Here is a 13,427-nt window from a genome sequence, read left to right on the forward strand (position 1 = left end):
GGAATCCCTGATGCGTGTAGCCCTTTACCAATGTCCGCCGCTGCCACTGGACCCCGCCGCCAACCTGCAACGCCTGCATCAACTGGCGATGGAGGCCAAGGGCGCCGACCTCTTGGTGCTGCCGGAGATGTTCATGACCGGCTACAACATTGGCGCCGAAGCGGTCAGCACACTGGCCGAGGTCTACAACGGTGAATGGGCGCAGCAAATTGGCCGGATCGCCAAGGCTGCTGGTCTGGCGATTCTTTACGGCTATCCCGAGCGCACTGCCGACGGGCAGATTTACAACGCCGTGCAGTTGATCGACGCGAACGGCGAGCGCCTGTGCAATTACCGCAAGACGCATCTGTTCGGTGATCTTGATCGTTCGATGTTCAGCCCCGGCGAAGGCGAGTTTCCGGTTGTCGAGCTGAACGGCTGGAAGCTCGGTTTCCTGATTTGCTACGACCTGGAGTTCCCGGAAAATGCCCGTCGTCTCGCCCTTGATGGCGCCGAGCTGATTCTGGTGCCAACGGCGAACATGATTCCGTTCGACTTCATCGCCGATGTATCGGTACGCGCCCGCGCCTTCGAAAACCAATGCTACGTGGCCTACGCGAACTACTGTGGCCATGAAGTCGACATCCACTATTGCGGGCAAAGCAGCATCGCCGCACCGGACGGCAGCCGTATCGCTCAGGCCGGTCTCGATGAAGCCCTGATCGTCGGTGAGCTGGATCGCCAGTTGATGATCGACTCCCGCGCCGCCAATCGCTACCTCAGTGACCGTCGCCCTGAGCTATACGGCGCGCTGAACAAGCGCTAATCCGCTAGCATTGGCACTTCACTGTTCTGGAAGTGCCCATGCCTGCGCCGACTCACCCCCGCCCTCACACTGAAACCCTGGCCAATGGCTTGCGCGTGACCCTGCGTCACGTGCCTGGCCTGAAGCGCAGCGCCGCCGCGTTGCGCGTGGCTGCCGGTAGCCACGACGTGCCGCTGGCGTGGCCGGGGCTGGCGCATTTTCTTGAGCACTTGTTGTTTCTTGGCACCGACCTTTTTCCTGCAAGTGAAGGGTTGATGGCCTACGTGCAAAGTCATGGTGGTCAGATAAATGCCAGCACTCGCGAGCGCATGACCGACTTTTTCTTCGAGTTGCCAACACACTCGTTCAGCGGCGGGCTGGAACGTCTGTCAGACATGCTCGCCCATCCGCGTATGAATCCGGACGAGCAATTGCGCGAACGCGAAGTGCTGGAGGCGGAATTTGTCGCGTGGTCGCAGGATCCTGCGGCGCAGCAGGCGTTTGCTTTGTACGAGGGTTTACCTGCGAACCATCCGTTACGCGGTTTTCATGCGGGGAACCGCGACACACTGCAAGTCGAGCAGCCAGCGTTTCAGCAAGCGCTGCAAGACTTCCATCAGCAGTTTTATCGCACCGGGCAAATGACCTTGAGCCTGGTCGGCCCGCAGAGCATTGAGGTATTGCGCGCCCTGGCGGAGCAATTCGCGGCGACGCTGCCGGTTGGGGATAACGTTGCCCAGGCAGCGACGGTGCCGCTGGCGGTGAAAAGTTATCAACAGGCCGGCGAGCGGCGTTGTCATCTGCTGTTTGCCTTCGACTCGTTGCCTGTCTTGTCCGCCGAAGCCTTGGGGTTTCTTTGCCATTGGTTGAACAACGCCAAACCTGGCGGCTTGCTCGCCCATCTGCAGCAACAAAACATCGCAGATGACTTAAAAGCCGCACCGCTGTATCACTTTGCCGGACAAGCATTGCTGCACTTGCAATTCACTGCCCCCCGCGAAGCCATGAGTGCGATTCGCGAACAACTGCTGGATTGGCTTAGCTTCTTTGCTAAGCAGCAGGACTGGACAGCGCTGCGCGAGGAATACGCCAATCTGCTTGCTCGTCAGCAACAGATCAGCACCGCTCTGCAACTGGCGCGCCTCGACAGCGAACAGCTTGACGGCGAACTGTCCGAAAACGCTGTCGCTGCACTCAAACAGCTACTGCGCGAAATCGGCGTTGTGGATAACTTCAGCAGCCACTGGCATCTGCCGGCAGCCAACCCTTTCCTGCGCTCCAGCGAACCGCTGGCCAACGCCGGTTTGATTCGCGGCCAGACCAGCGCCCACCGTGGCTTGCGCACGTTCGCCCAGGATCGTTCGCGCGGCCGGCGTGAGCGTTCACCGATGCAGTTCAGCCAGGCGCTGCCGGACGCCAGTGATCAGGGCGCGATTTATCTGCGCTGGCAACTGCACGCCGCCGCCAGTGCCGATCTGCAAGGCAAGCTACAACGCAGCCTGCGGGAAACCCAGGAAGACGCGCGTCAGGCCGGGGTCGAGTTGTCCCTCAGTGCCACCGGCACTCAATGGCTGCTGAAACTGACCGGCCTGCAAGAGCCGATGCCCGGTGTTCTGGAGCATGCGCTGAAAGCTCTGACACAGGTTGATGCCGATTCTCCGAGCGCAGCGCCAGAAGCGCCGTTGATAGCGATCCGCCAATTGCTCAAGGAGTTGCCGCAACGTTGCCTACCAGCGGTCGCCGAGTCGGGCGACGCCAACCACCTGTGGACAACTTCGCGCTGGGACGGGCTGGCACTGGGCCTCAGCGCGCAGACTCAATCGGCGATGGGGCTGGCCCTGAGCCGCATCCCCGGCACACCGGACAATCAATTGCCGGCAACACCTGCGATCGATGCTCAACACCTGTGGAGCCACATCCAAACAGGCTCCAGTGAACACGCCCTGCTGCTGTTCTGTCCGACAGCCAGTCGCGAAATTGCCGACGAAGCGGCGTGGCGCCTGCTCGCACAGCTGTGCCAGACGCCGTTCTATCAGTGCCTGCGGGTCGAATTGCAGTTGGGTTATGCGGTATTCAGCGCCCTGCGGCAGATTCACAGCCAAAGCGGATTGCTGTTTGGCGTGCAGTCGCCGAACACTGCACCGGCTCAGTTGCTCGGTCATATCCAGCAGTTCCTCGACAGTGTTCATGCGCTGATCGAAAACCTCGATGACCACGGTTTCAACCAACTACGTCAGTCACTCGCGGAGCAATTCGACGAGAGCAATCTGACCGGCAAAGACGCCGCCGAACTGCTCTGGCAGGCAAAACTTGCCGGCCACTCGTCGGATTACCTGCCCCAATTGATCGCCGCGATCGGCCAACTGGATCGCCGGGCATTGCTGGCAGCCGCGCAACGATTAAATCGCGCCGAAGGCGGCTGGCTCTGCCTCGCCAGCGACTCGATGCCGGGCGCACCCTGGCAAGCAGCAAAATGATCGTTACCAACGCTGCAAGGAGCTTTCTCGAATATTCACGGGCATTCCCGGTGAAATTTTGAGTAACATAGCCGCCTAACTATTTGGAACATCCCTGCGCTGCCGTGGACTATAACTATGGACAGCGCTATCCCACCCACTAGAAGGAGACACCTTATGTCCTGGACAAAACCGGCTTACACCGACCTGCGTATCGGCTTCGAAGTCACCATGTACTTCGCCAGCCGCTGAGTTCTGCTTACGTAGAACTGCAGTGCAACGCCTCGGCTCGCCGGGGCGTTTTATTTTCAGCGTTGAAAGATTGGAGCGTTCATGTTCGTCCAGATTCTGGGTTCGGCCGCCGGTGGCGGTTTTCCGCAGTGGAATTGCAACTGCGTCAACTGCGCAGGTTTTCGCGACGGCAGTCTGAATGCCAAGGCCCGCACCCAATCGTCCATCGCGATTTCCGATGACGGTGTGAACTGGGTGCTGTGCAACGCCTCGCCGGACATCCGCGCGCAACTGCAAAGCTTCGCCCCGATGCAACCGGGCCGAGCCCTGCGCGACACCGGTATCAGCGCGATCATCCTGATGGACAGCCAGATCGACCACACCACCGGCCTGCTCAGTCTGCGCGAAGGCTGCCCGCATCAGGTCTGGTGCACGGACATGGTTCACGAAGACCTGAGCACCGGTTTCCCCCTGTTCAAGATGCTCACCCACTGGAACGGCGGGTTGAACTGGAACCGCATCGAACTCGACCAGAGTTTCACCGTGGCGGCGTGCCCGAACCTGCGTTTCACGCCGCTGCCGTTGCGCAGCGCTGCACCGCCCTACTCGCCGCACCGTTTCGACCCGCATCCGGGCGACAACATCGGCCTGATCGTCGAAGACCTGCAGACCGGCGGCAAACTGTTCTACGCACCGGGTCTGGGCAAGGTCGACGCGCCGTTGCTGGACATCATGGCTGGCAGTGATTGCCTGCTGGTGGACGGCACGATGTGGGATGACGATGAGATGCAGCGCCGTGGCGTCGGCACCCGTACCGGTCGCGAGATGGGCCATCTGGCGCAGAACGGCCCCGGCGGCATGCTCGAAGTGCTGGAACAGCTTCCCGAGCAGCGCAAGGTGCTTATCCACATCAACAACACCAATCCGATTCTCGATGAGGATTCGCCGGAGCGTGCGGAATTGGCCCGACGTGATGTTGAAGTGGCGTATGACGGCATGAGTATCGTGCTGTAACTGAGGGCCCCATCGCTGGCAAGCCAGCTCCCACATTGGATCTGTGGCACACACAAAACCTGTGGGAGCTGGCTTGCCAGCGATGACGTCCGAATAGACACCAGAGATTCCAACGGTTGTTCCCCGGAGAACCGCAATGACCGATCAACCAATGTCCCCCGCCGAATTCGAAGCGGCCCTGCGCGCCAAAGGCGCCTACTACCACATCCATCACCCGTATCACGTGGCGATGTATCAGGGCCGCGCCACCCGCGAGCAGATTCAGGGCTGGGTCGCCAACCGCTTCTACTATCAGGTGAACATCCCCCTGAAAGACGCAGCCATTCTCGCCAATTGCCCGGATCGCGAGATCCGGCGCGAGTGGATTCAGCGCCTGCTCGACCACGACGGTGCCCCCGGTGAAGACGGCGGTATCGAAGCCTGGCTGCGCCTCGGCCAGGCCGTTGGCCTCGATCCGGATCAACTGCGCTCCCAGGAGCTGGTGCTGCCCGGCGTACGTTTCGCCGTCGATGCTTACGTCAACTTCGCCCGCCGCGCCAGTTGGCAGGAAGCCGCCAGCAGCTCGCTGACCGAACTGTTCGCGCCGCAGATCCACCAATCGCGCCTCGACAGCTGGCCGCAGCATTACCCGTGGATCGACCCGGCCGGGTATGAGTATTTCCGCACCCGCCTCGGTCAGGCGCGGCGCGATGTCGAGCATGGTCTGGCGATCACGCTTGAGCACTACAAGACGCGCGAAGGCCAGGAGCGCATGCTGGAAATTCTCCAGTTCAAACTGGACATTCTTTGGAGCATGCTCGATGCCATGAGCATGGCCTACGAACTGAACCGCCCGCCGTATCACAGCGTCACCGATCAACGGGTCTGGCACAAAGGAATCGCCTTATGAGTTTCGACCGCAGCAAGACCCCGACCTGGCGTCCCGGCTACCGCTTCCAGTACGAACCGGCACAGAAAGGCCATGTGCTCCTGTACCCGGAAGGCATGATCAAGCTCAATGAAAGCGCCGCGTTGATTGGCGGTTTGATCGACGGTGAACGGGACGTCGCGGCAATCATCGCCAAACTCGACGAACAGTTCCCCGGCGTGCCCGAGCTCGGTGACGACATCGAGCAATTCATGGAGGTTGCCCGTGCGCAGCACTGGATCGAACTTGCCTGAGTCATCGGTGCAAGTCCCGGCCAAACCGGAAATCGGCCTGCCGCTGTGGCTGCTCGCCGAGCTGACCTATCGCTGCCCGCTGCAATGCCCGTACTGCTCCAATCCACTGGATTTCGCCGAGCAGGGCAAAGAGCTGACAACCGAGCAGTGGATCAAGGTATTCCGCGAGGCGCGGGAGATGGGCGCGGCGCAACTGGGCTTTTCCGGCGGTGAGCCACTGGTGCGTCAGGACCTCGCCGAGCTGATTCATGAAGCGCGGCAGTTGGGCTTCTACACCAACCTGATCACTTCCGGCATCGGTCTGACCGAGCAGAAAATCAGCGACTTCAAAAAGGCCGGCCTCGATCACATTCAGATCAGTTTCCAGGCCAGCGACGAGCAAGTGAACAACCTGCTCGCCGGCTCGAAAAAGGCCTTCGCGCAGAAGCTGGAAATGGCCCGCGCGGTGAAGGCCCACGGCTATCCGATGGTGCTGAACTTCGTCACCCATCGGCACAACATCGACAAGATCGACCGCATCATCGAACTGTGCATCGCGCTTGAGGCCGACTTCGTCGAGCTCGCCACCTGCCAGTTTTACGGTTGGGCGCAGCTCAATCGTGTCGGCCTGTTGCCGACCAAGGAACAACTGGTGCGCGCCGAACGCATCACCAACGAATACCGGGCGAAACTGGAAGCCGAAGGGCATCCGTGCAAGCTCATTTTCGTCACCCCGGACTATTACGAAGAACGCCCGAAAGCCTGTATGAACGGCTGGGGCAGCATTTTTCTGACGGTCACGCCGGACGGCACCGCCCTGCCCTGTCATGGCGCCCGACAGCTGCCGGTACAATTTCCCAACGTGCGCGATCACAGCATGCAGCACATCTGGTACGACTCGTTCGGCTTCAACCGCTTTCGCGGTTACGACTGGATGCCCGAGCCGTGCCGTTCGTGTGATGAGAAAGAAAAGGACTTCGGCGGCTGCCGCTGCCAGGCCTTCATGCTTACCGGTGATGCGAGCAATGCCGACCCGGTATGCAGCAAGTCCGAACATCACGGTGTGATCCTCAAGGCCCGCGAAGAAGCCGAGACCGCCACTCAAACCATTGAACAACTGGCCTTTCGCAATGAACGAAACTCGCGCCTCATCGCCAAGGGCTGAGCCTTTCAGCGCCTCGCAAGCCGTCGCCGCCGGCATGGACTTCGCCGAACTGCAACTCGGCGCCAACGGTCTGTTCTGGAATGAATATCGCCCCGAAGATGCGACGTGCCGGATCTGGCATTGGCGTGACGGCGCGGCAAAATGTCTGACGCCTACTGGTTTCAGCGTGCGTAGTCGGGTGTACGAATATGGCGGTGGCGCGTTTTGTCTGACGCCTGACGGTGTGGTTTTCGTCGCTGAGGCGGATCAGCAGTTGTATCGGCAGGCGCTGAATGGCGATCCTGAAGCGCTGACATCGGGTGAGTGCCGTTACGGCGATCTGCATTTCGCCGATGGGCAGGTATTGGCGGTTGAAGAGCAGCACGACACGCATCGGCTGGTGGCGATTGATCTGGCGGATGGCAAACGTCATCTGCTGGCCGAAGGTGCGGATTTTTACGCCGCACCGACGGTAAGTCCGGATGGCCAGCGTCTAGCGTGGATCGAGTGGAGTCGCCCGCATCAGCCGTGGACATCGACCCGCTTGATGGTGGCTGAAGGTGATTTTTCGGCGCCCCGTTGCGTGGCGGGCGAACGGCTTGAGGAATCCATTCAACAGCCGCGTTTCGATGCTGAAGGCCGTTTGTATTGCCTGACCGATCGTGGCGGATTCTGGCAACCGTGGGTTGAGACATCTGACGGCCTGCAGCTTTTGCCAAGTGCCGAGGCCGACCATGCACCTGCACCTTGGCAACTCGGAGGGTGCACCTGGTTACCGGTTGGCGAGTCCTACCTTGCCAGTTGGAGCGAGGGCGGTTTCGGTCGCCTCGCGCTGGATGGCGAAGACTTCACCGGCGACTACAGCCGCTTTCGTCATCTGGCACTGGATCAGCATTTCATCTATTGCATCGCCGCCTCGCCGATCAATCCTTCGGCAGTGATCGCCATTGATCGAACGACCCACGCAGTGAAAGTGCTGGCCGGCGGGGTTGCGCCGTTGCCCGCCGAACGCATCAGCCGCCCGCAAACCCTGCGTTACCCGAGCGGTTCGGGCGAAGCGCATGGGTTCTTTTATCCCGCCATGAGCGGTGAGGCGAAACCGCCGCTGGTGGTGTTCATCCACGGCGGCCCGACGTCAGCGTGCTACCCGATACTCGACCCACGCATCCAGTACTGGACGCAGCGCGGCTTCGCCGTCGCCGACCTCAACTATCGCGGCAGCAGTGGTTATGGCCGGGAATATCGGCAGGCATTGCACTTGAGTTGGGGTGAGGTAGACGTCGAGGATGCTTGCGCGGTGGTGGCGTATCTGGCCGAACGCGACATGATCGACGGCGATAAGGCGTTCATCCGTGGCGGCAGCGCCGGCGGTTATACGACGCTATGCGCTTTGGCGTTCCAGCAAGTGTTTCGCGCCGGCGCCAGTCTTTACGGGGTCAGCGATCCGGTCGCGCTCGCCCGGGCGACACACAAGTTTGAAGGCGATTACCTGGACTGGCTGATCGGCGATCCCGAGCAGGACGCCGAACGCTACGCCGCCCGCACACCCCTGCTGCACGCGAGCAACATTCGCGTGCCAGTGATTTTCTTTCAGGGCGAACTGGATGCCGTCGTCGTGCCGCAACAGACGCGGGACATGGTCACGGCACTGGAACAGAACAACATCCCGGTCGAGGCGCATTACTACGCCGATGAACGCCACGGCTTCCGCCGCGCAGTGAATCAGGCGCATGCGTTGGAGCAGGAGTGGAAGTTCTATCGGCGGGTGATGGGTTTGGGGGATTGAAAATCGGCATCCGTGTCGCCCCAATCGCTGGCAAGCCAGCTCCCACAGGTTCTTAGGTGTACACAAAATGTGTGTACGACCGACACCACTGTGGTAGCTGGCTTGCAGCGATAGCGATCTATCCGGCAGCGAAGTACTCAGCGTTTGGCAATGATGTACACCGCATGCACGATCCCCGGGATGTACCCGCACAACGTCAGCAGAATGTTCAACCAGAACGCCCCGCCAAACCCGACCTGCAGAAACACACCCAGTGGTGGCAACAGAATAGCGATGATGATGCGAATGAAATCCATGGGGCAGCTCCTGTATGGGGGTTGGCTCATTTGAGCCATACAAGCTAATCGACCTGCGCCGTTCGTCAGGGTTCAGTGCAATCGCCATTTGTTCGCCAGTATCCATTGCCAAAAAAAAAGCCCCACGCCAAAAGAATCAGGCGTGGGGCGTGCGTTATACCGCGAGACGGTTCTTCAATTCGGGTAGGACGGTTCAGTTCAGACGGCAATCCCTTTGCGGCATTGCAGTTGTGCGGTGCGCACTCGCGAGAACGCCCGGCCCAGGCGCAGGAGCATTTCGTCGATGTTGGTTTTGCTGACGGTCAGGGCCGGGGTGAAGCGCAGGCAGTTGGCTTGCGGAGCGTTGAGCAGCAGGCCTTCATGCAATGCAGCGTGGATGACGGCATCGGCGCAATCGTCTGACAGGGTCAGTCCATAGAACAGGCCTTGACCACGCAGCTCGCCGTGACCGTAACGGTGAGCCAGTCGGGCTAAACCTTCGCGCAGATGTTGGCCGTTTTCTTTGACCTGTTCGAGAAAGCTTCGGTCTTGCACGCTGTCGAGGACGACCAGACCGGCCGCGGTCATCAGCGCATTGCCGTGATGCGTACCGCCGAGTTCGCCCGCGTCGAAACAGCATGCCTTGCCCCGCGCCAGCAGCGCCGCCAGCGGCACGCCGCCGCCAAGGCCTTTGCCAAGCACAACGATATCGGCGCGCACGCCGTAGGATTGTTCGGCGAGCAAGGTGCCACAGCGACCGATGCCGGTCTGCACTTCGTCGAGAATCAGCAGAATGCCCAGCTCACGGCACAGACGTTCGACGCCTTTGAGGTAATGCTCGGTTGCGGGAATGACACCAGCGTCGCTCTGGATCGGCTCAAGCATGATCGCCACGGTCTGTGCATCGACCGCCGCGTGCAGCGCTGGCAAATCGTTGAACGGCACCAGATCGAAACCCGGCAGCAACGGCGCGAATCGATTGTGCAGGTTGCAACTGTCCGATGCGGAAATCGTCGCCAGGCTGCGGCCATGACAACCCTGCTTGGCAACGATAATCCGCGAGGCGCCGCCGCGATGCAGCTGGCCCCACTTGCGTGCCAGTTTGATCGCGGCCTCGCAAGCCTCGCTGCCGCTGTTGAGCAGGTAAGCCTGATCACTGGAAGTGCTGGCGCACAGGCGCTCGGCGAGGCTGAGCATGCCGCGATTGTGCAGATTGAAACCGGGATTGATCAGCGCCTGGGCCTGACTGGCGATGGCTTTGACCAGTGCCGAAGGACTGTGGCCGAGGCTGTTGGCACCGCCGGCCTGGGAGAAATCGAGGTAAGCGCGGTCGTTGCTGTCCCACAGCCACGAGCCTTGGCCGCGAACGAACACCTGTTGTGGCCTTTCGACGCTGGGCATCAGCCGCTCAGCGCTGAGGTTTTCGCTGATGTTTGAAGGGTTGGCCTCGAAAGTGAGGTCGTCAAGGCTCGGCGTCTGGCGCCGCAAACTGAACAGATTCATTGAACAAAACCTCGCTGGAGGTTTTTTGAACTGCCTATGCAAACACTCTTGAAGCTGACGCTGATCATCGCGCTTTCTGGCCCTGTAAGCCTTGTGAATGCGGTTAGACTAGGCTCACTGACGGCCTTGGGCCATTTCGATTTCTCAGCATTTTCGATAAGTGTTACTTATGGATTTTAAACAACTGCGTTATTTCGTCGCGGTCTACGAAGAAGGGCATGTCGGCAGAGCCGCCGAACGCCTGTCGATCTCGCAACCCGCGCTTTCCCAACAGATCCGTCAGCTCGAACAGAACCTCGACGTCACTCTCTTTGAACGCAGCAGCAAACGCCTGCTGCCGACGCTTGCCGCGCACACGCTGTACAACCATGCGCTGCCACTGCTCGACGGTTTACAACGCGCGCGCGAGGCGTTGGGCAACTTCAAGGGCCAGGCACTGCGCACGCTGGCAATCGGTGTGTTGCAGACCGTGCACACCAGTCTGGTGCCGCAAATGCTAGAGCGCGTGCGCAAGGCACAACCGCATCTGGTGGTGCAGATCTACGAACTGACGGGGCTGGAAATCGAACGACGATTGCTCAACGGTTCATTGGACATCGGCATCAGCTACTTGCCGCCCCGTCAGCCCGGGTTGCAGGGCGTGATGCTCTACGAAGATGAACTGACGCTGGTCATCCCGGCGGATCACCCATTGCGTGAATTCAAGAAAGTCTCGATTCGCCAGGCCGCGGAATTGCCCATGCTGCTGTTGGGCGAGGAATTTCAGATCCGCCAGATCTGGCAGGCGCAACTGACCAGCCTCGGGCGTCGCCCGCAAGTGCAAGCCGAGTTGAACAATATGCTGGGGATTCTCGACAGTCTGCCGCACACCAAACTGGCGACGGTGCTGCCGGGGCGTTCGCAAAAGGAGTACGACGATCAAGATCTGCTGTGGAAACCGCTGAGCGAGCCACGGGTGCCGTTAAAGGTTGGCTTGGTCTGTCGTGACGTGCAGCGCCAACAAGCCTCTTTGGCGCTGTTGCGCACGTTGCTGGAGGAAGTGATGGAGCGTGAAGCAAAGCCGCCGCTCGATCCCTTGGCGTGACTTACTTTTCTGCAGGCAAAAGAAAACCCCGCCGAAGCGGGGCTTTGCAGACTGTTTCCCTGACATCCATTTCACTCCGCCACCCTGGCAGAATCCTACGTGTCCGTGTTGTTGCTTTGCGCTTCCTGCGCGACGTCCATGAAATGTAGATTAGCTCTGGATCCAATCCGCGCATATGGGAGAACAGCAGCACGTCACGTAAGAGAATGCTTACATGACGTTACATCGTCAGAATTGCGCTGCATCCAACAGGAACAGCGACTCGCTGCCGGCCTTCACCGACGCGCTCAGCGAGTGAATACGCGGCAACAGGCGGGCGAAGTAGAAGCGTGCAGTACCGAGCTTGCTGGCGTAGAAATCATCCTGCGCTTCTTTGCCCAATGATGCCTTGGCCATCAGTGCCCACATGTAGGCGTACGCCGTGTAACCGAACGCTTGCAGATATTCGACCGAGGCCGCACCGATTTCGTTCGGGTTGTTTTTCGCCCGATCCAGCAGCCACGACGTCAACTCGTCGAGGGTGTCGACAGCGTCGTTCAATGGCTTGGTGAATTCGCCCAGGTCGGCACTGGCCGTCGCGGTGAAATGGCGGATCTCGTCGGCGAACAGCTTGTAGAACGCACCGCCGCTGCCGACGATCTTGCGCCCGACCAGGTCCAGCGCCTGAATGCCGTTGGTGCCTTCGTAGATCTGGGTGATGCGCACGTCACGCACCAGTTGTTCCTGGCCCCATTCGCGGATGTAGCCGTGGCCGCCGAAAATCTGTTGGCCATGCACCGTGGTTTCCAGACCCAGATCGGTCAGGAACGCCTTGGCTACCGGCGTCAGCAGGGCAACCAGATCTTCAGCACGCTTGCGAGTCGCCGCGTCTTCGCTGAACTTGGCGGTGTCGAGTTGCATTGCCACGTAGGTGGAGAACGCACGACCACCTTCGTTCGAGGCCTTCATGGTCAGCAGCATGCGACGCACGTCCGGATGGACGATGATCGGGTCGGCGACTTTGTCTTTGTTCTGCGCGCCAGTTGGCGAACGGCTTTGCAGACGGTCGCGGGCGTATTCGACGGCGTTCTGGTAGGAGCGCTCGCCAGTGGCGAGGCCCTGGATACCGACGCCCAGACGCTCGTAGTTCATCATGGTGAACATCGCCGCCAAACCTTTGTTCGGCTCACCGACCAGATAACCCACGGCTTCGTCGAAGTTCATCACGCAGGTAGCGGACGCCTGGATGCCCATCTTGTGTTCGATCGAACCGCAGTTGGCCGGGTTGCGCGCGCCGAGGCTGCCATCGGCATTGACCATGAACTTCGGTACCAGAAACAGCGAGATACCTTTCGGTCCCGCCGGAGCGTCCGGCAACTTGGCCAGCACCAGGTGAATGATGTTTTCGGTAAGGTCGTGTTCACCACCGGTGATGAAGATCTTGGTGCCGCTGACCTTGTAGGAACCGTCGGCCTGAGGCTCGGCCTTGGTGCGGATGATGCCCAGGTCAGTGCCGGCGTGCGGCTCGGTCAGGCACATGGAACCGGCCCAGATGCCGGCATACATGTTCGGCAGATACGCGGCTTTCAGTTCTTCGCTGGCGTGGGCGTTGATCGACAGGCAAGCGCCGGCAGTCAGCATCGGATACAGACCGAAGGACAGGCTGGCGGAGTTGACCATTTCTTCAACCTGGGCCGAAACGGCTTTGGGCATGCCCATGCCGCCGTAGGCCGGATCGCCACCGACGCCAACCCAGCCACCTTCGGCATAAGTCTGATAAGCCTGTGGGAAACCGGCCGGCGTGGTGACCGCGCCGTCCGCCCAGTGGCAACCTTCTTCGTCAGCGGCACGGCTCAGTGGCGCGATGCTTTTGCTGGTGACCTTGCCGGCCTCTTCGAGAATCGCTTCAACGGTCTCGGCGTCGACAGTCTCGGCCAGCGCCGGCAACTCGGCCCAGAGTTTGGCGACTTCGAATACTTCATTGAGGACGAAGCGCATATCGCGCAGCGGCGCTTTGTAGTCAGCCATGGC

Annotated in this window: 12 protein-coding genes; 9 read left to right on the forward strand and 3 right to left on the reverse strand. The window is 60.4% G+C overall.

Annotation, left to right across the window (positions count from 1 at the left end; all coding sequences use genetic code 11):
• The first annotated feature begins 10 nt into the window (after positions 1-10).
• The 8 genes from KI231_RS26810 to KI231_RS26845 all read left to right on the forward strand — a co-directional run bounded on the left by KI231_RS26810 (position 11) and on the right by KI231_RS26845 (position 8,555).
• The gene (locus tag KI231_RS26810) at positions 11-805 is read left to right on the forward strand and encodes a carbon-nitrogen hydrolase family protein (RefSeq protein WP_213026754.1); all 795 of its coding nucleotides are present in this window, start codon (positions 11-13) and stop codon (positions 803-805) included.
• A gap of 38 nt (positions 806-843) precedes the next feature.
• On the forward strand, positions 844-3,261 hold the full coding sequence (pqqF, locus tag KI231_RS26815; RefSeq protein WP_213026755.1) for a pyrroloquinoline quinone biosynthesis protein PqqF: 2,418 nt from the start codon (positions 844-846) through the stop codon (positions 3,259-3,261).
• A gap of 156 nt (positions 3,262-3,417) precedes the next feature.
• Positions 3,418-3,492 carry a pyrroloquinoline quinone precursor peptide PqqA gene (pqqA, locus tag KI231_RS26820; RefSeq protein WP_003422658.1) on the forward strand — a complete coding sequence of 25 codons (75 nt, stop codon included), beginning with the start codon at positions 3,418-3,420 and terminating at the stop codon, positions 3,490-3,492.
• Positions 3,493-3,573: 81 nt separating this feature from the next.
• Positions 3,574-4,485 (forward strand): pyrroloquinoline quinone biosynthesis protein PqqB, encoded by a 912-nt coding sequence (pqqB, locus tag KI231_RS26825; RefSeq protein ID WP_213026756.1) that lies wholly within the window; start codon positions 3,574-3,576, stop codon positions 4,483-4,485.
• A 136-nt stretch (positions 4,486-4,621) separates the two neighbouring features.
• Positions 4,622-5,374, forward strand: a complete 753-nt coding sequence (gene pqqC / locus KI231_RS26830) for a pyrroloquinoline-quinone synthase PqqC (RefSeq protein WP_103304425.1) — start codon at positions 4,622-4,624, stop codon at positions 5,372-5,374.
• Positions 5,371-5,646, forward strand: coding sequence for a pyrroloquinoline quinone biosynthesis peptide chaperone PqqD (pqqD, locus tag KI231_RS26835; RefSeq protein ID WP_103304426.1), 276 nt, complete (start codon positions 5,371-5,373; stop codon positions 5,644-5,646). The genes pqqC and pqqD overlap by 4 nt, the downstream gene beginning before the upstream one ends.
• 7 nt (positions 5,647-5,653) lie before the next feature.
• Positions 5,654-6,790, forward strand: a complete 1,137-nt coding sequence (pqqE, locus tag KI231_RS26840; RefSeq protein WP_371919314.1) for a pyrroloquinoline quinone biosynthesis protein PqqE — start codon at positions 5,654-5,656, stop codon at positions 6,788-6,790.
• Positions 6,756-8,555, forward strand: a complete 1,800-nt coding sequence (locus KI231_RS26845; RefSeq protein ID WP_213026757.1) for a S9 family peptidase — start codon at positions 6,756-6,758, stop codon at positions 8,553-8,555. The genes pqqE and KI231_RS26845 overlap by 35 nt, the downstream gene beginning before the upstream one ends.
• Before the next feature lie 137 nt (positions 8,556-8,692).
• Here KI231_RS26845 and KI231_RS26850 read toward each other — a convergent pair whose 3' ends face one another.
• On the reverse strand, positions 8,693-8,851 hold the full coding sequence (locus KI231_RS26850) for a YqaE/Pmp3 family membrane protein (protein ID WP_003228885.1): 159 nt from the start codon (positions 8,849-8,851) through the stop codon (positions 8,693-8,695).
• A 198-nt stretch (positions 8,852-9,049) separates the two neighbouring features.
• Entirely contained in the window at positions 9,050-10,333 is a 1,284-nt protein-coding gene (locus KI231_RS26855) for an aspartate aminotransferase family protein (RefSeq protein ID WP_213026758.1), read from the reverse strand.
• Positions 10,334-10,502: 169 nt separating this feature from the next.
• On the opposite strand from KI231_RS26855, the gene KI231_RS26860 reads away from it, so the two are divergent.
• Positions 10,503-11,417: a LysR family transcriptional regulator gene (locus tag KI231_RS26860; protein WP_103304430.1), complete on the forward strand. Its 915-nt coding sequence runs from the start codon at positions 10,503-10,505 to the stop codon at positions 11,415-11,417.
• Positions 11,418-11,645: 228 nt separating this feature from the next.
• Here KI231_RS26860 and KI231_RS26865 read toward each other — a convergent pair whose 3' ends face one another.
• The gene (locus KI231_RS26865) at positions 11,646-13,424 is read right to left on the reverse strand and encodes an acyl-CoA dehydrogenase C-terminal domain-containing protein (RefSeq protein ID WP_103304431.1); all 1,779 of its coding nucleotides are present in this window, start codon (positions 13,422-13,424) and stop codon (positions 11,646-11,648) included.
• Between the last annotated feature and the right edge of the window lie 3 nt (positions 13,425-13,427).

The sequence above is a fragment of the Pseudomonas sp. Seg1 genome, assembly GCF_018326005.1.
GTDB lineage: Bacteria > Pseudomonadota > Gammaproteobacteria > Pseudomonadales > Pseudomonadaceae > Aquipseudomonas.